Source organism: Paenibacillus tritici (assembly GCF_013204885.1).
Classification (GTDB): domain Bacteria; phylum Bacillota; class Bacilli; order Paenibacillales; family Paenibacillaceae; genus Paenibacillus_AQ; species Paenibacillus_AQ tritici.
The window spans coordinates 27029-48819 of sequence record NZ_JABMKX010000008.1; the positions used below are offsets into that span (position 1 = coordinate 27029).

Below are 21791 nucleotides of genomic sequence, written 5' to 3' on the forward strand. Positions count from 1 at the left end.
GAGAGTGGGGACAAGGCAATTGAAAAGTAAATCGAGAAAAGTGGCAATCGTCGGCTCCGGGATGGTCGGCTCAAGCGTTGCTTATTCCATGGTGAATCAGGCCATTTGCGATGAGATTATGATGATCGACCGCACTTATGACCGCGCCATGGCACAGGCGCTTGATCTGTCGCACTGTATGGACTTCACCGGAACACGCACCAAGGTATATGCCGGCACCGCAACCGATTGCGCAGGGATGGATGTTGTCATTCTGACAGCAGGCGCCAATCCGAAGCCGGGGCAGACCCGGCTGGATGTCCTGGAGGCAGCCGCTGTCATTACCCGGGAGATCATCACCGAGATTATGGCCGGAGGCTTCGACGGGATCTTTGTCGTGGCCGCGAACCCCGTAGATATTGTTACCTACATGGTCTGGCAAATCTCTGGCCTGCCGCGGCACCGGGTTATCGGCACAGGCACCTCCATCGACTCTTCCCGGCTGAAAACCCTGCTGTCCGAGGTGTTCACCATTGATCCGCGCAGCGTGAACGGCTATGCACTCGGCGAACATGGAGAATCCCAGTTCGTGGCCTGGTCCCATGTCACGATCGGCGGCAAGCCGATCCTGCAGATTATGGAGCAGCACCGCGAGCGGTTCAGCAGCCTCGACCTTATGGATATCGCCCGCAAGACGAAGGATGCGGGCTGGGAGATTTTCACCCGCAAGGGCTCCACTCACTTCGGTATCGGCAGTGCGCTGGCCTATATCACACGCTCTATTCTGAATGACGAACACAAGATCATCGCCGTATCCGCTATTCTGGATGGTGAATACGGACAAAACGCCGTATGCGCCGGAGTACCGGCCATTATCAGCAGCAGCGGCATTCAGGAGCTGCTGGAGCTGAACCTCAGCGGCGACGAGATGGCGAAGTTCGCAGCCTCCTGCAGTATCATCCGCAAGGGGATTGATTCTCTTCAGCTGGAGGAGAAGCTGTAGCCTAACAGCAAACAACCCCTCTGCTTCACAGGTAACCTGTGCGGCTGAGGGGTATTTGGTGTTGTAACTAAACTTATTGAAATTTCTCGATCTCGCCGCGCAATTCGCTCATCATCTGATTGAGCGATGCGGCTGAGGTTACGACTCTGCCCATCAGATTCCGCTGCTCTGTTGAAGCCTCGGCCACCATCTCGGCACTTTCGGCAGAATCTCTGGCAATGATCAGCATGTCGGAGAGGGAGGCCGTAATCTCCTCGGTTCCGGCCGACATTTGCTCATTCACGGCAGAGACATCCTGAATCTGAACCGATACCTCGCGGATGGAAGAGCGGATATGGTCGAAGGATGTGCCCACATTTTGCATTTTGCCCATACCGTCACCGATTTCAGCGATGCTCTTCTCCATGGAGACCTCAGCAGCCCTGGTGGATTCCTGAATCTGGCGGATTAATTCCACAATATTTACAATCGCGCTGTTCGTGCGCTCCGCCAGCTTCTTCACTTCATTCGCTACCACGCCGAAGCCGCGCCCGTGCTCGCCAGCTCTGGCTGCTTCAATAGAAGCGTTAAGGGATAACAGACCCGTCTGATTGGAAATTTCCGAGATCACATCAATGATCTGTCCAATCTGCTCAGACTGCCCGCTCAGGTTGCGGATCAGAGCTGAGGTCTCCTCTGCCGCCCCGCTGATTACGGTCATCTGCTTCAGTGTGGATTGAATCTCCACATATCCGTGCTCCACCTCGGTACTGACACTCTCCGCCTGGTCGGACACATTGACGGAGGATTCCGCAATTCTCTGCAGGCCGATCGCCATCTCCTCCGTAGCTCTTGCCGCCTGCTCCGAGCCTTTGAACTGCTCGCCCATTCCCTGGGCTACGTCCTGGACCACCAGCTCTATCTCTGCCGACGTATTCGAGGTCAGACTGGCGTTATTCAGCACCTCTTCCGCAGAGACAGCCACCTTGCTTACTGTGGCATCAATTTTGCTGACAATGCCGGACAAGGATTCGATCATATCATTAATACTCTGGCTCATCAGGCCGATTTCATCACCTGAACGCACCGTAACCCGTTCACTGAGATGGCCCTCCGCCACTCTTTTCATCACCCCGGAGATCGCCACAATCGGCTTCACAATCAGCCGGGTCAGCGTTAGCGCTACGGCAATGACCGCCAGGATGATGATGATAATGAACAGTGTGGATATGCGCTGGGCTGAGCTTAGCTTGGCAACAATCTCGCTTTTGGGAACAGTGATCAGCAGCTTCCAGTCTGTACCGGGAACCGTACGATAATAAGTAATGACCTGTTTGCCGTCCTCACCCTTGTAGGCTTCCGAACCGGCTTCATTGCCGAGAATATGCTTAATCGCTTGCTTCAGCTCCGGGGTCTGCGCGTAATCCGCGATGTTCTTGCCGATCCGCTCCGTATCCGAATAAGCGTAATAATCGCCCTGGCCCGAAATCACATATCCGTAGCCGGTATCGGCCACATGAATATTCTTGCTCATCTCCATCAGAATGTCGGGTGTCACCGAGAAGGCAATGCCGCCGGCGAACTTCTTGTCCTTATCCACTGCCGGAACAAATACCGGAATGATAAACTTATCGAGCTGCTTCAAAAAAGACATCTCCGCCACTTCCGGCGCCAGACTCTCCTTGGCCTTCAGGAAGTATGCCGATTTGCCAACGTCAGCCGTAAGTTTGAGGGCATTGGCCAATACCCCATCCTTGTTGATTACACTGTAACCCTCTGACTGTTTGTCACTTTCCTCCAGCACCTTGATCACAGGAAATATAGTGTCCGGCCGGGAGGTGTCGAATTCAGGATGCTGCGCAACCAGCTCCTGAACCGCCGAAGTTTTGGTATTCAGCCACTCCACGATCCGGGAGGTATTCATCTCCAGAATATTCTGTGCGAGCTCCTCGCTGTCGTCTCTGGTCACACCTCCGAAATACTGCATGAAAAAAATCGTTGCTCCGAGCAAAGGTACAATGGCAATGGCCAAAATAACCAGCGACCATTTGCTTTGCAGGGATAACGACTTTCCATTCTTTGCATTCATTTTCAATTTTGTCCACAAGCTTGCCTCACTCACCGCAAAATCCCCCCAGATACCCGTTGTAATCTTCCATATGCTGTAAATATATATTTAATATATCGGCATAAATAGACAAAAAACATAATACATCCAATAAAAAATAAGCCTTAAGACCCAATATCTAGGATCATTAAGACTTATTTTTCATAATTATTTCATAATCAATTCCTGTACAATCGTTATCCCGATTTCGGAAGCTGTAAAGCGCGCATACTGTTCAGCACAGCAAGTACCGTTACCCCGACATCCGAGAATACAGCCTCCCACATGGTTGCAATGCCGAACGCCCCCAGCAGCAGGAAGATGGCTTTGACTCCCAGCGCAAAAGCAATGTTCTGCCACACAATCGTCCGCGTACGCTTGGCGATCCCTATAGCAGCAGCAATCTTGGAAGGCTCATCCGTCATAATGACAATATCCGCCGCTTCGATCGCCGCATCCGAGCCAAGCCCGCCCATGGCGATCCCGACATCCGCTCTGGCCAGCACCGGGGTATCATTAATTCCGTCACCGACAAAAATAATCTTCTCCCGCGGCCCCTTCTCCCGCTCCAGCCGTTCAATCGCTGCGACCTTATCGCCGGGCAGCAGCTCGGCATGGATCTCCTGAATCCCCAGCTGTCTGCCGACAGACTCGGCCACGGGAGCCGCATCCCCGGTCAACATGACGGTCTTGCGGATTCCCAGCGAGTTCAGGTTCTGAATGGCCTTCTGCGCATCCTCTTTCACTTCATCCGCGATGACAAGGTATCCTGCATAACGCTTATCCACGGCAACATGGACAATCGTCCCGTGCTGCTGTGGAGTCCGGCTGGTAATCCCTTCACGCTCCATCAGCCGCGCATTCCCGGCCAGAACGGCCTTCCCCTCCACCGTAACAGCGATACCGTGTCCGGATATTTCGTTATAGTCAGCAATAGCCTCACCAGGAATCACTTCTCCGTAGGCGGCACGGATGGATTCGGCAATCGGGTGGCTGGAATGACTCTCAGCGTAAGCCGCTATACGCAGCAGCTCCTGCTCCGTGAAGCCTTCCGCCGGAACATTGCCGGTCACGGTGAATTGCCCTTTGGTCAAGGTTCCCGTCTTATCGAACACAACGATCTTCACATCATTTAGCGCTTCAAGGTAATTACTGCCCTTCACCAGAATTCCATTCCGGGAGGCGGCTCCGATTCCCCCGAAGAACCCGAGCGGGATCGACACAACCAGCGCACAAGGACAAGAGATAACCAGGAAGACCAGCGCACGGTAGACCCAATCCGAGAACGTAGCTCCGCTTAACACCAGCGGTGGAACCACTGCCAGCAGCAGCGCCGTTATGACCACTACCGGAGTATAGGCACGGGCGAATTTGGTAATAAAGTTCTCTGTCTTGGCTTTGTTATTGGTGGCATTCTGCACCAGCTCTAGAATCTGCGAGACGGCCGACTCGCCGAAATCCTTGGTCACCTCAATAGTAATCACACCATTACGGTTAATGAATCCGCTCAGCACCTGGCTTCCCGGCTGAGTCGAACGTGGAACCGATTCTCCGGTCAGTGCCGAGGTATCCATCATCGCGCTGCCTTCAAGAATAATCCCGTCCAGCGGAACCTTCTCGCCCGGCTTCACCACGATGCTGTCTCCTACTGTAACCTCTTCCGGGGAGACCTTCCGCAGGTTATTGCCTTCCTTCAGATAAGCGAACTCCGGCCGGATATCCATCAGTGCTGTAATCGAACGGCGTGAACGGTTCACCGCCATACCCTGGAACAGCTCACCCACCTGATAAAAGAGCATAACCGCGACGCCTTCCGGATATTCACCGATGGCAAAGGCACCGATGGTCGCCAGCGCCATCAGGAAATTCTCATCAAACACCTGGCCCCGGACGATATTCCGGACCGCTGCCAAGACTACCTCACCGCCTACGATCAGATAGGCTGCAAGGAAAATCAGCAGCTCGGTGATTCCGCTGACCGGCAGGAACATCCCGGCCGCCGCCAGAACCGCGCCGCCCCCCAGCCGGAGCAGGATGCGGCGCGTATCGCCTTCCCCATGCTCATGACTATGCCCGTGTCCCTCTGAATCCTCGTGGCTATGATTATGCTCAGCCGCAGCATGAGAATGCCCATGTCCAGCTTCGCGGGAGTGTTCATGCCCATGCCCGTGCGCTTCCCCGTGGGAATGAATATGGCCCTGTCCTTGTACAGCTACTCGCCCCGCTGCGGCTGCGCCGCCTGCAGACAGCGGCTTCTTGACCGCCCGCGAACCGCCACCAACCTCCCGCAGCTTCACATGCGGCTCAAGCTTAGTCACCGTCTGCGAAGCCTGCTCGGCTATTTCATCCGCAACCGTAGCCGCGGTCTCCAGTGTCATAGTCTTCGTAGCGAAGTTGACGGAGCAGGAGGACACGCCCTCGATCTTCTTGACCTTATTCTCAATCTTCATCGCGCAATTCGCGCAGTCCAGCCCGTCGAGGACCCACTTCCGCTTTACACTGCCTTCTGCCGTACTCAAATGACTCATCTCCCTTGAATAAACCTATATATGAGTATTTGTTCATATGTTAACTTACACCTATTATATTCCCCTGAATCATACAGTGTCAATGCATCCTGCCCATAGTTTGCGGCTATTTCTTTATTCGTTTCTTTCGTTTTTATAGAAGAAAACAGAGGAAAACGAGGCTGTAGAGAAAAACAAGTCTATAGAGGGAAACGAGGCAGGGCGAGAAATATCTTACGGCTTATTGCGGAGCTTGTGGTATGACAGGATAAGCATATTGGAAAAATAGTTGATGAAATGCTTGTATTTTGATTGCGGCCGTCATAATATTAACATATGAGCAACTATTCATATGTTAACGGAAAAGGGGTCCTTCCTAATGAACAACTCTAAACACTCCAAACAGCATCAGCACTCACATTCTGGCTCACATTCACATTCACACTCTGGCTCACACTCTCACTCTGGCCCGCATTCACACTCTGGCCCGCATTCCCATTCACACTCTCACGCGCCGGACAACAAGAAGGGTCTGCTGATCGCCTTAATTATCACCGGCGGCATTATGTTCCTTGAATTCTTCGGCGGCCTTGTCACCGGCAGTCTGGCCCTGCTGTCCGACTCGGGCCATATGCTGAGTGATACGGCGTCACTGGCCCTGAGCCTCGTCGCAATGATTATGGCCGTGAAGCCGCCGTCCGCGAAGAATTCCTTCGGCTTTTACAGATTCGAGATTATGGCTGCCTTGTTCAACGGGGTGACGCTGTTTGTTATCGCCGGCTTTATTATGTGGGAAGCCTTCCAGCGCTTCTCCTCTCCTCCCGCTGTAGCCAGCGGAACAATGATGCTGATCGCCGCAGTGGGGCTGCTGGCTAATCTCGTCAGTGCCTGGTCACTGATGCGCCAAAGCGGGGCCAAAGACAACATCAATATCAAGAGTGCCTATCTGCATATTATGGGCGATGCCCTCGGCTCTGTCGGCGCCCTGATTGCCGGTCTGATCATGAACCTATTCTCCTGGTATGCCGCAGACCCGATCATCAGCGTGCTGGTTGCACTGCTTATCCTGCGGAGCGCCTGGGGCGTCATCAAGCAGGCCTTCCACATTCTTATGGAAGGGACTCCGCTTAACGTCAATACCCATGATGTGCAGCAGGCGCTCATGGGTATCGAAGGGGTCAGCGATGTGCATGATCTGCATATCTGGACCATCACCTCCGGGCTGGATGCACTCAGCGGTCATCTGCTGATCCGGGATGATGTGAATCATGAACAAGTGCTGCAGGAAGCGCTCAGAGTGGTGGAAGAGAATTTCGGCATCCGGCACACGACGCTGCAAATCGAAGGTTCCTCCTTGAAGCATGGAGAGCTTCCCGTTTGATCGGAGCAGGGGCACAAATGTTGTACCAATTGCAATTTTGCTCCAAGGCTACCTGTGTAACCGGAGGATTGTTGCATGAAACACAAGAATAATCCCGCTGGGCTGCCTGGACGAGTGAGATTCCTGCTTTTAGTGCAACAATTCTCAATTCGGGCTGTTATCGTATGGGGAATGTTGCAATTTGTGCAGGATTGTTGAGGTAAGTGACGACGAAGCTTCAAGTTCAAGCTTAATTGCGTCTTATATACAACAAATAAGGGAAAGTCCCAAGCCGCCGATTCACGGCTGCCGGGACCTTCCCTTCTTCATTTCGGGATCATCTATTCATGACGGATATGCTCATGAGTCTGCAGGAAGATCTGCTCTACATGCGCATCGTTTAGCGAGTAATACACCGTCTTGCCTTCCTTGCGGCGCTTCACAATCCTTAGATTGCGCAGGTAGCGGAGCTGGTGGGACACTGCCGACTGCCCCATATCCAGTATCGACGACAAGTCATGCACGCACAGCTCTTGCTGGGATAAAGCGTAGATGAGCCGAACTCTCGTCGGATCACCGAGTGCCTTGAACATCTCTGCCATCTTGTCCGTAGTTCCACGGTCCGGCAGAATCAATGCCATAGATTCCGGTTCCAGTTCGGAACCATTACAGGTGTTGTCGCATTCTTCAAGTGCCGCTGGCTCCATGCTCCCGCCTCCTCCATATGCTAATCCGGCTTCACCCGGCGCTTAATAGTATCTTCTACGATTAATTATAGAAAAAACTGCGCCCATTGTCCATGGAGAGAGAGCAAATCGCATTACACCGCCTTACGCCAAAAGAATAACAAGCCTCCTGCCAGGAAAAGCACCAGGCTCCCGGACACGACCATCATCAAGCTCTCCAAAGGCAGGTTGAAGGCGCCGAACCGCTCCTCCCCAAAGGGCGACATAGCCAGCATGGGCTGCACCCATGGATAATAAGGGCCATAGGTGGAAGAATTGGCAATCAGCATATTCGGAATAGTGAAGCAGACATTCACGGCAAGCGGAGCGCCGAAGCTGCTCCAGCCCTGGGATACAGCCAATTGCAATGCAGCCAGCGGCAGACAGGCAAACCAGCCGCCGAACAGGCTGGTCAGCAGCAGCCCCCAGGGAATTCCCCCTTCTGCTCCACGGTACAATCCGATGCCCAGAACTCCTCCCAGGAACAGCAGTTGAACCGCAGCCAGGAGTAACATGATCATCACATATTTGGCGAAGTATACCGAAGTCCGTGTTACCGGCAGTGCCAGGAGCTGCTTCCACCCGCCGTCACTATGCTCATTGCGGCAGATTAAGGCTGCGAAGATGCCCGAGAGCATTGGAAGGAACAGCATTGCATGAACCGCTGACATCGTACTGAGCAGAACTTGCCATGTGATTACCTTATCCTCCTGCATGTCTGAAAGTGCACCAATCGGCAGGGAGATCAGCGGGCTGAGCAGAAGTAGGATCCAGACCCGGGACCCGGACATCTTCAGGCGCTCCGCAGAGATTATTCGTAGAAAAGTCCCCATATCAGTCCACATCCTTTCGCGCGAAATGCAGGGCTCCCGGCAGCAGCACAAGGAGTCCCAGCAGCAACCCTGCACCGCTGAACAACCAGGGGCGCTCTGCACTGAGGGCCAGGGTCGGCCAGGAGAGCGGCATCCACTCCGTAAGATACACGGCGAACATGCTGACCAGGGACAGCGTCATTCCCAGAGACACCGGAAGCGTCTGGTTCCGGTAGGACAGAGACAGCCACAGCTGCAAAGCAATGACCGGCATAGCCGCCGCATAAGCAGCGAAGCCTATCCGCAGCACATCAGCATAAGGTATCGGCTGATCGCCGAAGCCGAGCAGCAGCCCGAGAAGGACCGTCCCTGCCGACAGCAGCAGGCAAGACACGGCAAGCAGCAGCAGGCAGAGCAGCAGCTTCGCCATAAACACAGCGGTACGCGAGATGGGCAGCGCCAGAAGCTGCTTCCAGGAACTTGTCTGATGCTCAACATTCGCAATCAGCGAGCAGATCAGCGTCCCGCCAAGATACAGGGCAATCGGTACGAAGGGGATTATATTATCAATCAGGCCTCCCCACCAATCCGCCTGGTACTGTGCCCTCAGATAATCATAGCGGAGACCGAAATTCAGTCCCTGCATGGCGATCAGGCCAACCGGGCCGAGGAAGGCCAGGAACCAGATGCCTTTGCCGCGGATCTTCAGCCAGTCGGCCGATAGTGCACGCCACATCATAGCGCGCCTCCCCCAACCACCTGCAGGAAGAATTCCTCCAGGGATTGCCTGTGCTCCTCTACCCTGTAGATGGCATGGCCATCCTCGACCAGCTCTTTGACCAGGAGCGATACTCTGGCATCGCTCATCCGGGGCAGGATCAGCCGTCCTTCCTGCAGCTCCCCGCCGCATCCGCGCCGCACGGCAGTCATCAGTGCAGCTTCCGGCTCCGATACCGCCAGGCTGAGATTGCCTGCCGCCTGCTCCTGCAGATGGGCAATGGTATCCTGATAGACCATCTGCCCTTCGCGGATAATCCCGACCGTACCGGCCATTTGCTCAATTTCACTGAGCAGATGGCTTGATACCAGGACCGTAATTCCTTCTTCCCCCGGCAGCCGCTTAATCAGGGAGCGGATCTCCTGAATACCTGACGGGTCCAGCCCGTTGGTCGGCTCATCTAGAATCAGCAGCTCCGGGCTGCCCAGCAGGGCAGCGGCAATTCCCAGACGCTGCTTCATGCCCAGCGAGAAGCCCTTAACCGGCCGCTTCTCTTCGCCGGTAAGCGATACAATATCCAGCACCTCGGCAATCCGTGACTTGGGCACATCCAGAATGCGGCGGATCGCCTCCAGGTTATCCAGCGCACTCAGATGCCCGTAATAAGACGGGGATTCCACCAGCGAGCCTACCTTGCGCAGTATCTGAAGCCTATTGCGGCGCAGCTCCTGGCCGAAGATTTCAATGCGGCCGGAGGTCGGCTTGATCAGACCGAGCAGCATACGGATGGTTGTGGTTTTGCCGGCGCCGTTCGGTCCCAGGAAGCCATAGATCTCCCCTTTGCCTATGTTCAGATTCAGTTCCTTCACGGCCGCACGGCCGCGGTATTCCTTCAGAAGATTCTTAGTCTCTATCACTGTATCCTTCATTCTCTTCACCTCGGTAACAGCATAACGCCCCAAGGTTAAAAGCACGGAAGCAGCAAGTTTAAATTTTGTTTAAAAATGATCAGGACGTCCGCTTCCAAATGACCACCTCGGTGCCCTGCCCGGTACTCTCCATGCTCCATTCCAGCTCCATCCGCTTAAGCAGCAGATCCACAATGGACAGGCCAAGCCCTGCTCCGGCGGAGTCGGAGCTCTTCTCCAGACCGCCGCCCTGGTCCGAGATGATAATCACCCGGCTGCCGTCCCGGATTTCCGTAAATATCCCTACATACAGCCCGCTGCGTGCATGGCGCAGAATATTCTGGAACAGGTTATCCATCACCCGGCGGAACCAGCTGTCATCGACATCCCAGTAGAGCGGCGCACCCTCCAGGTCAATCTCAACCTCGAATCCTTCCTTCTCCCAGACCGGATACCAGGCAGCAGCGCTCTCCCGCAGCAGCCTCAGCACATCCCGCTGCTCCAGCTTCAGCAGGGTACGCCCGCTGCTAAGCAGATTATAGGACAGCAGGTTCTCAATCAGGATGCCCAGACTCTCTATCCGCTGATCCATCAGCTCAAGGGAGGACTGGCCGCGCGGCGACAGCGATTCCTTGCCCAGCACATGAAGGTGGCTGCGGATCACAGTTAGCGGAGTCCGCAGATCATGGGAGAGATCAGCCACGAGCCGCTTGCGCAGCGTTTCCTCTTCCGCCTCTCTGGCAAGGCTGGCCTTAAGCTCGGTGACCATGGTATTGAACGCCTCCTCCAGACGGCCAATCTCATCGGGCTTACCCGGCGGAACCACCTGCGGCAAGCCTTCGTGCCCGGTAAAGACCATAGCAGTCTGCAGCCGCAGCAGCCGTCTGCGGATCATGACGAAGAAGAGCCAGGAGCTGACGACGAAGACGATTAAGAATACCAGCATCATAATCGAATACCACTTATCCAGCCCCGGGGCATATCTCCCGTTCTTGATTTCTTCCGGAATCTGCATCACCATGAAGCCTTCTCCGGCTTCCGCCTGATCCCCTACAAAGGCAACAATCGCCAGCGGTTTAAGCGCTGTACTGTCCTTCATGAAGGAGACTGCCTCGGCAGCCCCCCAATAAGCAGGGATATCCCGGGCCGCCTGTCCGTCCAGCAGCAGCGGAGGACCCGAGGGCTCTGTAACCAGCTGTGTTCTGCCCTCGTGATCCACCCAGAATATTCTGGCATGGTGATAGGTTTCACTGAGTGTCCGAAGTCTCTGAGTGATGTCCTCAGGCGGCTGGTCCAGGAGCTTTCGCGCTTCCTCATGCCACATGATCTCCAGCTTATCGACACTGGAATACAGCGCATACTCCTTGGGAGGCGCTTCATGGGCGAGTCCGCCAAAGATGCTGTACAGCATAATAGTCAACGGCACAATAACAGGGATAAACAACAGCGCGGCCACAAGAATAAGCAGATACCGGAAGAGCAGGGAACGGTGCAGAAGCTGGAACCGTCCTGCCCCCTTCATCCTCTCACCCGGTATCCGATTCCCCGGACCGTCTCAATGATCTCCGGCGCTGCCGGATCAAGCTCCAGCTTCTCGCGCAGATACCGGATATGTACCATCAGCGTCTTGTCGCCTTCCATATAACTCTCTCCCCAGACTGCTTCATAGATCTGCTCCTTGGTCAGAACCTGTCCAAGATGCCGCAGCAGGTATGAGAAGATCTGGAACTGCTTGCCGGTAAGCATAATCTCCCGCCCGCTTGCAGCTTCCATAACCACACTGCTGCCCGGCCGGACCACCAGATGCTTAAGCATCATGGGCGCAGGTGCAGCAGTGCCGCTTCTTCTTAACAGGACCTCCATTCTGGCTGCCAGCTCATCGGGATGAAACGGCTTGGTCAGATAATCATCGGCGAAATCCAGTCCCTGCAGCTTGTCATCAATGGAGGTGCGTGCCGAGAGCATCAGGATCGGCATGTCCGGATAGGCCCGCTTCAGCCGCTGACCGACGGTGAAGCCGTCCAGGCCGGGAAGCATCACATCCAGAATGGCCAGCTGGCAGCCCTCTGCGGCTTCAAGCGCCCCCTCCCCGCTCTCCAGCCAGCGGACAGCATACTCCCGTTCACGCAGATCTGCTGACACGGCATTGCCGATATCACGGTCATCTTCTACATACAGTACGGTTACGCTCACGCAGTTCACCGCCCCTTTCCCTTCATATCGCAGCAGTGAATCCGAAATGGCCCGGCGGCTTGTCCTCCGGCTTCCCGAACAGATACCCTTGCCCCAGATCCATGCCCAGATCACGGCACACCAGGAACTCCTCGCGGCGTTCAATTCCCTCGGCCAGCAGCCTTGCACCGAAATCTCCGGCCCGGGAGACGATTTCACTGAGGACTCGCTGCTTATTCTCATCCTGATCACAGAAGCTGATCAGCTTGCGGTCAATCTTGACATAATCCGGCTGCAGGCTGGACATCAGCTCTAGCGTCGAATAACCCGCGCCGACATCATCCAGCGCAACCCGCATCCCCTGCTGGCGGTATTCGGCGAAGATGGCCCGCAGATGCGGGATATCGCTTATTTTCTCAGTCTCCACGACTTCAAATACATAATCCTCCGGGTTCTGGTCCAGCCTGCGGATGGCCTCGAAGGTATGAGTCAGACAATACTTGGGATTATAAATAGAAGAGGGCAGGAAATTAATGAACCGCTTGATGCCCTTGGGCAGCAGTCTGGTGCTGGTCTCTATCGCCGATATCCTGGCGGCCCGGTCAAGAAAGGAATGGAAGCCTGTGCGCCGGGCGATCTCGAACAGTTCATACGGCTGAAAATAATGGCCCTGGGGCAGCGGGCGCAGCAGAAATTCAAAGCCGACAATCTCTTCACTGAAATTCACAATCGGCTGCATGTGGCTGCAGAAATCATGGCCCCTGATGATAGAGATCAGGCTCTCATTCGAGAACCGGACCTTGAGCTGATCGAGAGTCAGCCACCGGTCCAGCGCAGCACGGGCGCCTCTGCCCGCAATGCACAAGGATAAGGATTGGGGCGTAGCCTCTTCCGCCTCCAGCCATTCTATAAGCTCCAGCAGTTCTTCCTTGTGGTGGTATGGAATTAAGCAAGTCTCCCTTGCCTTGTATACTTCATACCCCGCATTCCTGATGGCTGCCGCCAGCGGATCAGCACAGGGGCGCAGCTTCAGCTCTCCTTCATCTTCTATCGGGCCGATGTCAGCGCAGTCAACACAGTTCATGGCAATCCCTCCGCCTCATGATGTCAAAAACCTGAGGCAATTATAGCATGATTCCTCCTGCGCGATCATCTGGGTAAGCAGCAGAAAGAGCCTCTCCTGAACCGAGAAGGCTCAGGGGAGGCCCACATGTAAGCTCTGCCGGCTATAGTCATCGAACCGTTTATTTCCGCTGTTACTTGCCGGAGGAAGCGGCTGAGGCCGAAGCCTGCCATACGCCATGCTCCTGGTTCTTGCCCATATATTCGATCCGTGACGGGGACAGCTCAAGGATTACATAATCGGGATCATCCGGTCCCTTGAACCACTTCTCCAGCGACTCATTCCATACCTTGGCACGCAGGCCCTCATCCTTGGTCACGTCCACTGTAGCTTCAATCTCCAGCACATCCTTGCCGCCGCCCTGCTCGTAGCCCAGCAGCAGACAAGCATTAGGATTATCCTTCAGCTCCTCTACCTTATGGGTCTTACGATTGGTAGCGAGATAAATGGAAAGTCCGTCATGAAATACCGCCATATAGCGCACCTTAGGTTTATTGCCCGCTTCAACCGTCCCGAAGGACCCGAACTTGTTGTCATCCAGCGCCTGCATGATCTTCTTCTCCAGCTCTTTGTTATCCATTGACGTCTAATCTCCTTTCAAATTCATGTGAATATAAGTTTATATATTCACATCCGCAGTTTGGAATTATGATTAACCTGTGCCTAATATAGTGTACCCGTCCGGTTCGTTCTGAATCCCGGAACCTGTTCATAAATTCACCTATAAGGAGCTGCCCAGACCTCGGGGCTATTGGCCGCTTTTGCCGCCCTGTTATTCCTGTTAAGTGTGACCGCCTGGAGAATCGGGTAATATAGCTAACAAGATCCATATTCTGCGAATAAGGACGGAACCCCCACATGGTTGAACTGCATTCCGAACCCACTCTGCATACAGCGTTGCTGCAATTTATCTTCCCCTTCTCCATCAAGCCCGGACAGGATAAAGAGCTGATCGCAAGTCTGCAGAGGGAGGGGTTCACGCGTTTTTTTCTCGACAACAAGGAACTGGAGAATGCCTATTACGGAGAAGGCTACTGCGTGTCCCATGAGAAAATGGAGCGCAGCTATCTGCCGTTTGCCGCTCATGTGCTGTTTCCGCGTGAGAAGGACAGCGATTCCTTCCGCCGCTTTTCCCGGGTAAACGATCTGCCGTGCCGGCTGGAAATGCTCTTCGAGTCTGTGAATTTCCGGATTCTGTCCACCGATGTGTTCCTCTGTCCGTTTGAGCTGGGCTTTCTGACCATAAGAGTGGCTATCGAGGAGAAAAACCTTCCCTTCAGCACTGTGCTGGAATTCGCCGACCGGTTCCGAACACTGGAGGATGTGTGTTATCAGGATAAACATGCCTTTATCCATTGCCAGGAGAAGTCCTTCGGCCGGGTGGAGGATTTCGTGTTCAAGAATCTCGTCTCCGGTCTGGAGCCGTTTCTCGACCCTGCGGAGATTGATGGTGCTTATTTCGAGACCCTGCCTTTTTTCGTGGATGAACGGATGCTGGTGCAGGCCTTCTATGGCTTCAACCGTGAGGAAGAGCTGGATGAGATAAGTGTAGAGCTGCGCTACCGCGCCTCCCAGCTGGATGGGCTGACTATAGACGGTAAGCCTTTTACAAGTGCGAGTGATCCTGAGTATATCGAGCAGTACACCCGGGAGCATTGCTATAGCCGCTGGGGGCCGGACACCTATTATATGACGAACGAGCAGACCTTCTGCTGCCTGAGCCGGGCGAAGCCCGATATTGCCACGGAGCTGGTCAACCAGATGTACGGAGAGTATTATTATGGACTGCTGCTGAGTATTTTTCATAAAATCGTGCTGCTGAAGCTCGCCAATCTGCATTCCCGTCTGCGTATCAACCACGATTACGACCAGATCGAGAATCTGATCTTTCTGATCAATAAATTTTCCGCCAAATTCTATTTTCTGGAGCTGATCTCGCAGTCACAGGGGCGGGAGATTTTTTTCCAGCTGCGCAAGGTCTACGGCAATGATGCCCTGTTCGATGAAGTGAAGATGACCCTGAATGATCTGTTTCAGTATCAGGACAAATTCCAGGCCAAACGCCGGGATACCCTGCTGATGGTCCTGACTGTATTTACGGTAATCAGCGGGATTTACGGCATGAACCAGGTCATTGAGGATCTGAAAGGGAACATCGACTGGAGCAAAATGCTGGAGTACTCCTTGTTCGAATATCTGGCTCTGTTCCTGACCTTCTCGGGGATCGCGGTCAGTCTCGGCTTAACGCTGCGGGAGGCGCGGAATGGAATCCGCAGCCGCCGCAAAAGGCGGTACTATGATAAGGATTGAACAGACGGCTCTGGACAACCGCGAAGCCGCCGTCTATAATACACCGTAAGAACATAGCAATACCCGTGAACTTCATAGAACCAGGGGTGCTGGAATTGGCCGGCTGAGATTGTATCCCATAAGATACTGACCCTTATACCTGATCTGGATAATGCCAGCGTAGGAATCTCAATCAGCACTGTGCCATCATGGCCCAGAAGTTGATCCCCTCACGCAAGTAACTGGCGTCCCGATCTTCGGGGCGCTTTTTTGGTATGGTCTAACTTGAAAGTTGGAAGAATAGGGATTGCTGGAAGGAGAGAGAAGAGAGAGATGGGAGTCACAAAAACAGGTACACTGCTGCTAAGCTCCATGCTGGTTATCGCGTTAGCCGGATGCGGTGGCGGAAACAGCAACACAGGAAACGCCGGTGCCAGTGCGCCTGCCGCCGGGAACAGCACCGCTGCCCCTGAAGCAACCGCTGCCGGTGCGACCGATGCCCCAGAGGAGCTGATCCCGGTCAAGATTGCCCTGGACTGGACGCCGAACACGAATCATACCGGATTGTATGCCGCGAGGGAGCTGGGATATTACGCCGAGGAGGGCCTTGACGTTGAGATTGTACAGCCTGGCGCTGCCGGGTCTGACACCATGGTCACTTCCGGGGAAGCCCAGTTTGGCATCAGCGCCCAGGAGGCGCTCACTCTGGCCCGTCTGCAGGATGTGCCGCTCGTGTCTATCGCTGCTATCATTCAGCATAATACCTCGGGCTTCGCCGCTCCGAAGGACCGCAATATTAAGACACCGAAGGACTTTGAAGGCAAAACCTACGGAGGCTGGGGCTCTCCTGCGGAGCAGGCGGCCATGAAAGCCATCATGGACCCCGAAGGCGGGGACGTCTCCAAGGTGAAGCTGGTGAATATCGGCGAAGCCGACTTCTTCACGGCGGTGAAACGGGATATCGACTTCGCCTGGATCTTCTACGCCTGGACCGGAGTGGAGGCCGAGCTGCGCGGCGAGCCGCTGGATATGCTGTATCTGAAGGATTACGCGCCGCAGCTGGATTACTACACCCCGGTTCTGACCACCAGTGAGAAGGAAATCGCTGAACACCCTGAAGTGGTGAAGGCCTTCCTTAAGGCTACGACCAAAGGATATCAGTATGCCATCGACAACCCGGAAGAAGCAGCTACGGTCTTGTCCGATGCTGTACCGGAGCTGGACCCCAAGCTGGTGCTGGCCAGCCAGAAATGGCTCAGCCCGAAATATAAAGACGATGCCGCCCGCTGGGGAGAGCAGAAGCTTGATATCTGGAAGAATTATGCCGACTGGATGTACGGCCTGAAGCTGCTGGATAAGCCGCTGGATGCGGAAAGTACGTTTACGAATGAATTTTTGCCGGAAGGCCAGTAAACACCGAGTGGAATAGTACTGACACTAACTCACATGAGAGGAATGAATAATAATGGCTAATACACTGCTTAGCATTCAGGTAATTCCCAAGACTCCAAACAATGAGGATTCGATCCCTTACGTGGACACTGCGATTGAGGTTATTCAGAAGTCGGGGGTCAAGCATCAGGTGAATCCGCTGGAGACCACCATGGAAGGCGAGCTGTCCGAACTGCTGGATATTGTGCGTCAGATGCATGAGGCGCTGGTCGCCTCCGGCAGCCCGAGTGTGATCTCCCAGATCAAGATCGCCCATAACCCGGGCGGCATCAGCATGGACAAGCTGACGGAGAAATACCGGCCGTGAGAAGCACCTGGAGACAAATCTGGCCGCCCCTTGTGGCGGTCATCTTTTTTCTGGGCGCATGGCAAGTGGCTGTATCGGTGTTCCATATCCCGGCCTGGCAGCTGCCAAGCCCCTCGGATATCGCGCGTGAATCGCAGGGCAACGCCTCGGGAATCTGGGCGCACACGGCTGCCACGCTGCGGCTGACCCTGATCGGCTTCCCGGTCGGCACCGGCATCGGCCTGCTTACCGCCCTGCTGCTGCATCTGCTGCCCTGGCTCCGAAGAGCGATCTATCCGCTGCTGATCCTCAGTCAGAATGTGCCCTCCATCGCCCTTGGTCCGCTGCTGATTATCTGGTTCGGCTTCGGCCTCCTGCCCAAAATCATCCTGATCACCCTCGTCTGCTTCTTCCCCGTAGCCGTTGCCGCCATGGGCGGACTCGCCCAAAGCGACCGGGTCATGATGAATTATATGAAGATGGCCGGGGCCGGCAAGTGGCAGATCTTCACCAAGCTGGAGCTTCCCGGCTCACTGCCCTCCCTGTTCTCAGGCCTCAAAATCTCCGCCACCTATGCTGTTATGGGCGCGGTAGTTGCCGAGTGGATCGGCGCGGACAAAGGCATCGGCTACTATATGCTGCTGCAAAAGGCATCCTACCGTACGGACCGGATGTTCGTAGCCATCGTCATCATCGTTCTCCTGAGTCTGGTGCTGTTCGCCCTCATTGCCGTGCTGGAGAAATGGCTCGTGCGCTGGAAGCCGCGCAAAGAGATTTAACGCAGTCGATAACAATATATAGAAGGAGCTGACCGAAGTGTCTCATCTCATGAATACCCAACACCCGAAGACGGACGGTCCCGGCAGCAGCCTTGGGGAGATCCGGAGTACGCCGCCCGCGCTGGAAGTCAGCGGCATCTCCAAATCATTCACACACCGCCGCCGGGAGACGCAAGTGCTGGAGAAGGTATCCCTGACGGTAGAGCCGCAGGAATTCGTCTCCATTGTCGGTCCTTCAGGCTGTGGCAAAAGCACCCTGTTCCACATCATCGGCGGCCTGACGCTGCCGGATAGCGGAACCGTCAGCATGAACGGCCTCCCGGTTACCGGGCAGCGCGGCAAGATCAGCTACATGCCGCAGCAGCCCGCGCTATTCCCGTGGCGCAGCACCCTGGACAATGTCGTGCTCGGCGCCGAGCTGCAAGGCGCCCCGCTGCAGGAAGCCCGCGAAGCCGCGCGCCACTGGCTGGCGAAGGTCGGCCTGGGCGGCTTCGAGCGCGCTTACCCGCACATGCTGTCCGGCGGCATGCAGCAGCGGGCCGCCTTCCTGCGGGCCATGCTCGCGCCGCAGGAGCTGATGCTGCTCGATGAGCCGTTCAGCGCACTCGACGCGCTGACCCGCGAGCAGATGCAGCGCTGGCTGCTGGAGCTGTGGGAGGAGAACCGCCGCTCCGTGCTGTTCATCACCCACAACATCGAAGAAGCGCTGCTGCTCTCCAGCCGCATCTACGTCTTCTCCGGACGTCCCGGCTCCGTCCTCCACACCGTGGAGGTGCCCTTCCCGCGTCCGCGCCGCGATGAGATTACCGACGCGCCCGAGTTCCTCCAGCTCAAGCGCCAGCTCTCGCTGTGGATGCGCGAGGAGCAGGCGAAGAGCCTGAGTTAGCAGGCTCTTCGCCTGCTGGGCTCGTTGCGTGCTGCCGCTGCTGCGCTTTTGCTGTGCTGCCTCTGCTGCACTCAATGCCGCGCTGCCTCCGCCGCGCTTATTGCCGTGCTGCCTCTGCTGCGCTCATTGCCGTGCTGCCTCCGCCGCGCTTATTGCCGTGCTGCCTCTGCTGCGCTTTTGCAGCAACCTTTTTCTAACTGATTGTATTTACTACAATAGAATCCGTAATACTCCCGGCCATATTCAATTCTGCTGTATTTCGTACAGCAGATTTCTGTTCTTGGGCCCCAAAAAGCCTTCTTCGCAGATTTCTGCTGTACGAAGTGCATTAGATTCAAATTTGCGGCGGATTTGGGGAGCATCTATTGTAGTAAATACAATGGGCTAGAACAACTCAGGTCGTGTAATGTAAGTTGCGAACCACTTCGTCCGTGTAGTTGTATTCTGTGCATTTAAAAACAGTAAAAAGGATCGCTCGCCTCCTATAACTGTAGTCTGTACAACTAAATCTGCCCGAATGAGTAATATCAGGCTATAAATAGCAATTTAGTTGTACGAAATGCAGCTATAGGGATCATTAGTGATCCATCAGACGATTTAGTTGTATGGAGTGCAATTAAGTATACCGTGTGTACTGGAACCCCTTATTCCCCGCACCTTACACATCCGCACATCCACCCATCCGTCATCCACATATCCATCCCGCACCTAGTACACTCACCTACACTTGCGCTCACTACACTTACCTCCACTCACAGCACTTACCTGCACTTACCTGCACTTACCTCCACTCACAGACTTACCGCACTTACTTACACCCACTACTCTCACTTGCACTACCAGCACTGATCAGCACTCACTGCATTCACTACTCTCACTGCACTACCAGCACTACCTACACTTGCCTGCACTCACTCTACTTACCTTCGCTTACCTTCACTTCCCCCACCCTACATCCAGCCCTTCTCCTCCGCCAGCCGCACGGCTTCGATCCGGCTTCCGACCTGCAGCTTGCCGAGAATCTCGGAGATGTAGTTGCGGACGGTGCCATAGGAGAGGTGGAGCGCCGAGGCGATCTCACCGGCGCTACGGCCCGCTGCGGCAAGCTTCAGAATCTCCCGCTCCCGGTCCGTCAGCGGGTTCTCTTCCCGCAGGCTGCCGAACACCAGCTCGGGCGATACCTCCCGCCCACCGGCCATCACGCGGCGGATAGCATCCGCCAGCTTATCCACCGGCTCATCCTTCAGCAGATACCCCTGAATTCCGGCCTTCACCCCGCGCTCGAAGTAGCCGGGGCGGGCGAAGGTGGTCAGGATAATAATCTTGGTGGCGCAGCCCCGCGATTTCAGAATCTCCGCCACCTCAAGGCCGCTCATCAGCGGCATCTCAATATCCATCAGACACACATCCGGCTGAAGACGTTCGATCAAGGCCAGTGCCTCTGCCCCGTCCCCGGCTTCACCTGCCACCTCAATATCATCCTCCAGATCGAGCAGCGATGCCATTGCGCCGCGCAGCAGCCGCTGATCTTCGGCAATTATGATGCTGATCATCCCGTTTCCCCATCCTTCCCATCCTTAACTACTCTAGGTGTGACCACAGTCAGCAGCGTTCCCCCGCCGGCCCCGGAGGCAAGCGTAAGTGAACCGTCAATCAGCGACAGCCGCTCGGCCATCCCCTTCATGCCGTTGCCGCCTTGCCGCTCCGCTTCCTCCGCCCCCCGGTCCTGCCCGAGTCCCACTCCGTTATCCTCCACCGTGATCCGTACCTCTCCGGCTGTCATTCCGATGCCAATCCGGCACCGGTCCGCGCCGCTGTGCTTCACAATATTCGTGATAGCCTCCTTAATGCAGAGGCTAAGAATATTCTGCGTCAGATCAGATACACCCGGCAGTGCCGCATCCCCGTCTACCTCCAGCGCAATCTCCGCACTGCGCAGCATCTCCGCTGCTTCTGCCAGCTCTTCAGCGACGGAGACTGCGCGCATCTCCGACACCAGCTCCCGCACCTGGCGCAGCGCCGCCCGTGAGGTCCGCTCAATCTCTCTGGCTTCGGCCTGCGCCCGTTCGGGATTCTTGACGACCAGCTTCTCTACCAGCTGGCTTTTTAGCGTAATCAGCGAGAGGGTATGACCCATGGTGTCATGCAGATCCCGGGCGATGCGCATCCGTTCCTCGCGTTTGACCATCTGCCTGATTACCTCATTGGCCTGGTCCAGCTCCCGCTCCAGCAGACGCCGGCGGTTCATCGAGCGGATACCGAAGGGAGTGACCAGCATCATCATGATAAAAGGCAGCAGGAACAGGATCTCTGTGCCCTGAATATGGGCCAAAGACAGCAGGATCAATGCGATCAGCACCCCCGCAAACACCGTCAAGGCCCGCCAAAACCGGCGTGAATCGGCATACCATCCGATAAAGTTGCTGGTGAAGAAGCCCATATACAAATTGTAGGGACTGTACAGGATAAACAGCACTACGATGATCAGTATTTGCAGACCCAGCCAAGCGGAGAAGGCTTTGCCCTCCTGCCAGTAGAGCTGACGGTAAGTCACCAGAAACAGCAGGACCAGCGCATAACCCGCCATCAGCTTGAACCCGCTATACCCCTTAAGGTTAAGGACCGGAAACACCAGATAGATCAGCCAGATATAGGGGAAGAAGCCGAATCTTTGCGGAAAGAACCGGAACTGCTTACGTGCCATTG

19 protein-coding genes and 1 riboswitch are annotated in these 21791 nt (G+C 55.2%); of the genes, 7 read left to right on the forward strand and 12 right to left on the reverse strand.

Features of this window, described 5'->3' with window-relative positions:
• Window positions 1–19: 19 nt before the first annotated feature.
• Window positions 20–982 carry an L-lactate dehydrogenase gene (locus HQN87_RS15350; protein WP_173134886.1) on the forward strand — a complete coding sequence of 321 codons (963 nt, stop codon included), beginning with the start codon at window positions 20–22 and terminating at the stop codon, window positions 980–982.
• Window positions 983–1055: 73 nt separating this feature from the next.
• Here the strand turns inward: HQN87_RS15350 and HQN87_RS15355 are convergent, their stop codons facing one another.
• Window positions 1056–3050 carry a methyl-accepting chemotaxis protein gene (locus HQN87_RS15355; RefSeq protein ID WP_173134889.1) on the reverse strand — a complete coding sequence of 665 codons (1995 nt, stop codon included), beginning with the start codon at window positions 3048–3050 and terminating at the stop codon, window positions 1056–1058.
• A 215-nt stretch (window positions 3051–3265) separates the two neighbouring features.
• Window positions 3266–5587: a heavy metal translocating P-type ATPase gene (locus HQN87_RS15360; protein ID WP_173134892.1), complete on the reverse strand. Its 2322-nt coding sequence runs from the start codon at window positions 5585–5587 to the stop codon at window positions 3266–3268.
• A gap of 367 nt (window positions 5588–5954) precedes the next feature.
• On the opposite strand from HQN87_RS15360, the gene HQN87_RS15365 reads away from it, so the two are divergent.
• Complete coding sequence (locus HQN87_RS15365) at window positions 5955–6956, forward strand: cation diffusion facilitator family transporter (RefSeq protein ID WP_173134895.1); 1002 nt, start codon at window positions 5955–5957, stop codon at window positions 6954–6956.
• Window positions 6957–7276: 320 nt separating this feature from the next.
• Here the strand turns inward: HQN87_RS15365 and HQN87_RS15370 are convergent, their stop codons facing one another.
• The 8 genes from HQN87_RS15370 to HQN87_RS15405 all read right to left on the reverse strand — a co-directional run bounded on the left by HQN87_RS15370 (window position 7277) and on the right by HQN87_RS15405 (window position 13973).
• Complete coding sequence (locus tag HQN87_RS15370) at window positions 7277–7642, reverse strand: ArsR/SmtB family transcription factor (protein WP_173134898.1); 366 nt, start codon at window positions 7640–7642, stop codon at window positions 7277–7279.
• A 113-nt stretch (window positions 7643–7755) separates the two neighbouring features.
• Window positions 7756–8493 carry an ABC transporter permease gene (locus HQN87_RS15375; protein WP_173134902.1) on the reverse strand — a complete coding sequence of 246 codons (738 nt, stop codon included), beginning with the start codon at window positions 8491–8493 and terminating at the stop codon, window positions 7756–7758.
• A gap of 1 nt (window position 8494) precedes the next feature.
• Window positions 8495–9211 (reverse strand): ABC transporter permease, encoded by a 717-nt coding sequence (locus tag HQN87_RS15380; RefSeq protein ID WP_173134905.1) that lies wholly within the window; start codon window positions 9209–9211, stop codon window positions 8495–8497.
• Window positions 9208–10119, reverse strand: coding sequence for an ABC transporter ATP-binding protein (locus HQN87_RS15385; RefSeq protein ID WP_173134908.1), 912 nt, complete (start codon window positions 10117–10119; stop codon window positions 9208–9210). The genes HQN87_RS15380 and HQN87_RS15385 overlap by 4 nt, the downstream gene beginning before the upstream one ends.
• A gap of 79 nt (window positions 10120–10198) precedes the next feature.
• A complete protein-coding gene (locus tag HQN87_RS15390; RefSeq protein ID WP_173134911.1) occupies window positions 10199–11620 on the reverse strand; it encodes a sensor histidine kinase in 1422 nt (473 codons plus the stop codon).
• Window positions 11617–12291 carry a response regulator transcription factor gene (locus HQN87_RS15395; RefSeq protein WP_173134916.1) on the reverse strand — a complete coding sequence of 225 codons (675 nt, stop codon included), beginning with the start codon at window positions 12289–12291 and terminating at the stop codon, window positions 11617–11619. The genes HQN87_RS15390 and HQN87_RS15395 overlap by 4 nt, the downstream gene beginning before the upstream one ends.
• A 22-nt stretch (window positions 12292–12313) precedes the next feature.
• A complete protein-coding gene (locus HQN87_RS15400; RefSeq protein ID WP_173134919.1) occupies window positions 12314–13354 on the reverse strand; it encodes an EAL domain-containing protein in 1041 nt (346 codons plus the stop codon).
• 172 nt (window positions 13355–13526) lie between these two features.
• On the reverse strand, window positions 13527–13973 hold the full coding sequence (locus tag HQN87_RS15405; RefSeq protein ID WP_173134922.1) for a pyridoxamine 5'-phosphate oxidase family protein: 447 nt from the start codon (window positions 13971–13973) through the stop codon (window positions 13527–13529).
• A gap of 278 nt (window positions 13974–14251) precedes the next feature.
• Here HQN87_RS15405 and HQN87_RS15410 point away from each other — a divergent pair, with 278 nt between their 5' ends.
• From HQN87_RS15410 to HQN87_RS15430, 5 genes are all read left to right on the forward strand, one after another.
• Window positions 14252–15703, forward strand: coding sequence for a hypothetical protein (locus HQN87_RS15410; RefSeq protein WP_173134925.1), 1452 nt, complete (start codon window positions 14252–14254; stop codon window positions 15701–15703).
• Window positions 15704–15775: 72 nt separating this feature from the next.
• Window positions 15776–15886, forward strand: a riboswitch (TPP riboswitch).
• A 129-nt stretch (window positions 15887–16015) separates the two neighbouring features.
• Window positions 16016–17095 carry an ABC transporter substrate-binding protein gene (locus tag HQN87_RS15415; protein WP_173134928.1) on the forward strand — a complete coding sequence of 360 codons (1080 nt, stop codon included), beginning with the start codon at window positions 16016–16018 and terminating at the stop codon, window positions 17093–17095.
• Between the two features lie 52 nt (window positions 17096–17147).
• Window positions 17148–17441 (forward strand): thiamine-binding protein, encoded by a 294-nt coding sequence (locus tag HQN87_RS15420; RefSeq protein ID WP_173134931.1) that lies wholly within the window; start codon window positions 17148–17150, stop codon window positions 17439–17441.
• Entirely contained in the window at window positions 17438–18199 is a 762-nt protein-coding gene (locus HQN87_RS15425) for an ABC transporter permease (protein ID WP_173134934.1), read from the forward strand. The genes HQN87_RS15420 and HQN87_RS15425 overlap by 4 nt, the downstream gene beginning before the upstream one ends.
• A gap of 49 nt (window positions 18200–18248) precedes the next feature.
• A complete protein-coding gene (locus HQN87_RS15430) occupies window positions 18249–19085 on the forward strand; it encodes an ABC transporter ATP-binding protein (protein ID WP_173134937.1) in 837 nt (278 codons plus the stop codon).
• 950 nt (window positions 19086–20035) lie between these two features.
• On the opposite strand, the gene HQN87_RS15435 is transcribed toward HQN87_RS15430, so the two are convergent.
• Together HQN87_RS15435 and HQN87_RS15440 are read right to left on the reverse strand one after the other, a co-directional pair.
• A complete protein-coding gene (locus tag HQN87_RS15435) occupies window positions 20036–20638 on the reverse strand; it encodes a response regulator transcription factor (RefSeq protein WP_173134940.1) in 603 nt (200 codons plus the stop codon).
• Complete coding sequence (locus HQN87_RS15440) at window positions 20635–21789, reverse strand: sensor histidine kinase (RefSeq protein WP_173134943.1); 1155 nt, start codon at window positions 21787–21789, stop codon at window positions 20635–20637. The genes HQN87_RS15435 and HQN87_RS15440 overlap by 4 nt, the downstream gene beginning before the upstream one ends.
• Window positions 21790–21791 lie beyond the last annotated feature (2 nt).

Excerpts from the sequence above, each read along its gene's own strand:
- HQN87_RS15355 (WP_173134889.1), bottom strand. The coding sequence starts at position 3,050 with ATGAATGCAAAGAATGGAAAGTCGTTATCCCTGCAAAGCAAATGGTCG.
- HQN87_RS15365 (WP_173134895.1), top strand. The coding sequence starts at position 5,955 with ATGAACAACTCTAAACACTCCAAACAGCATCAGCACTCACATTCTGGC.
- HQN87_RS15370 (WP_173134898.1), bottom strand. The coding sequence starts at position 7,642 with ATGGAGCCAGCGGCACTTGAAGAATGCGACAACACCTGTAATGGTTCC.
- HQN87_RS15375 (WP_173134902.1), bottom strand. The coding sequence starts at position 8,493 with ATGGGGACTTTTCTACGAATAATCTCTGCGGAGCGCCTGAAGATGTCC.
- HQN87_RS15380 (WP_173134905.1), bottom strand. The coding sequence starts at position 9,211 with ATGATGTGGCGTGCACTATCGGCCGACTGGCTGAAGATCCGCGGCAAA.
- HQN87_RS15385 (WP_173134908.1), bottom strand. The coding sequence starts at position 10,119 with ATGAAGGATACAGTGATAGAGACTAAGAATCTTCTGAAGGAATACCGC.
- HQN87_RS15390 (WP_173134911.1), bottom strand. The coding sequence starts at position 11,620 with ATGAAGGGGGCAGGACGGTTCCAGCTTCTGCACCGTTCCCTGCTCTTC.
- HQN87_RS15400 (WP_173134919.1), bottom strand. The coding sequence starts at position 13,354 with ATGAACTGTGTTGACTGCGCTGACATCGGCCCGATAGAAGATGAAGGA.
- HQN87_RS15405 (WP_173134922.1), bottom strand. The coding sequence starts at position 13,973 with ATGGATAACAAAGAGCTGGAGAAGAAGATCATGCAGGCGCTGGATGAC.
- HQN87_RS15410 (WP_173134925.1), top strand. The coding sequence starts at position 14,252 with ATGGTTGAACTGCATTCCGAACCCACTCTGCATACAGCGTTGCTGCAA.
- HQN87_RS15415 (WP_173134928.1), top strand. The coding sequence starts at position 16,016 with ATGGGAGTCACAAAAACAGGTACACTGCTGCTAAGCTCCATGCTGGTT.
- HQN87_RS15420 (WP_173134931.1), top strand. The coding sequence starts at position 17,148 with ATGGCTAATACACTGCTTAGCATTCAGGTAATTCCCAAGACTCCAAAC.
- HQN87_RS15430 (WP_173134937.1), top strand. The coding sequence starts at position 18,249 with ATGAATACCCAACACCCGAAGACGGACGGTCCCGGCAGCAGCCTTGGG.
- HQN87_RS15435 (WP_173134940.1), bottom strand. The coding sequence starts at position 20,638 with ATGATCAGCATCATAATTGCCGAAGATCAGCGGCTGCTGCGCGGCGCA.
- HQN87_RS15440 (WP_173134943.1), bottom strand. The coding sequence starts at position 21,789 with ATGGCACGTAAGCAGTTCCGGTTCTTTCCGCAAAGATTCGGCTTCTTC.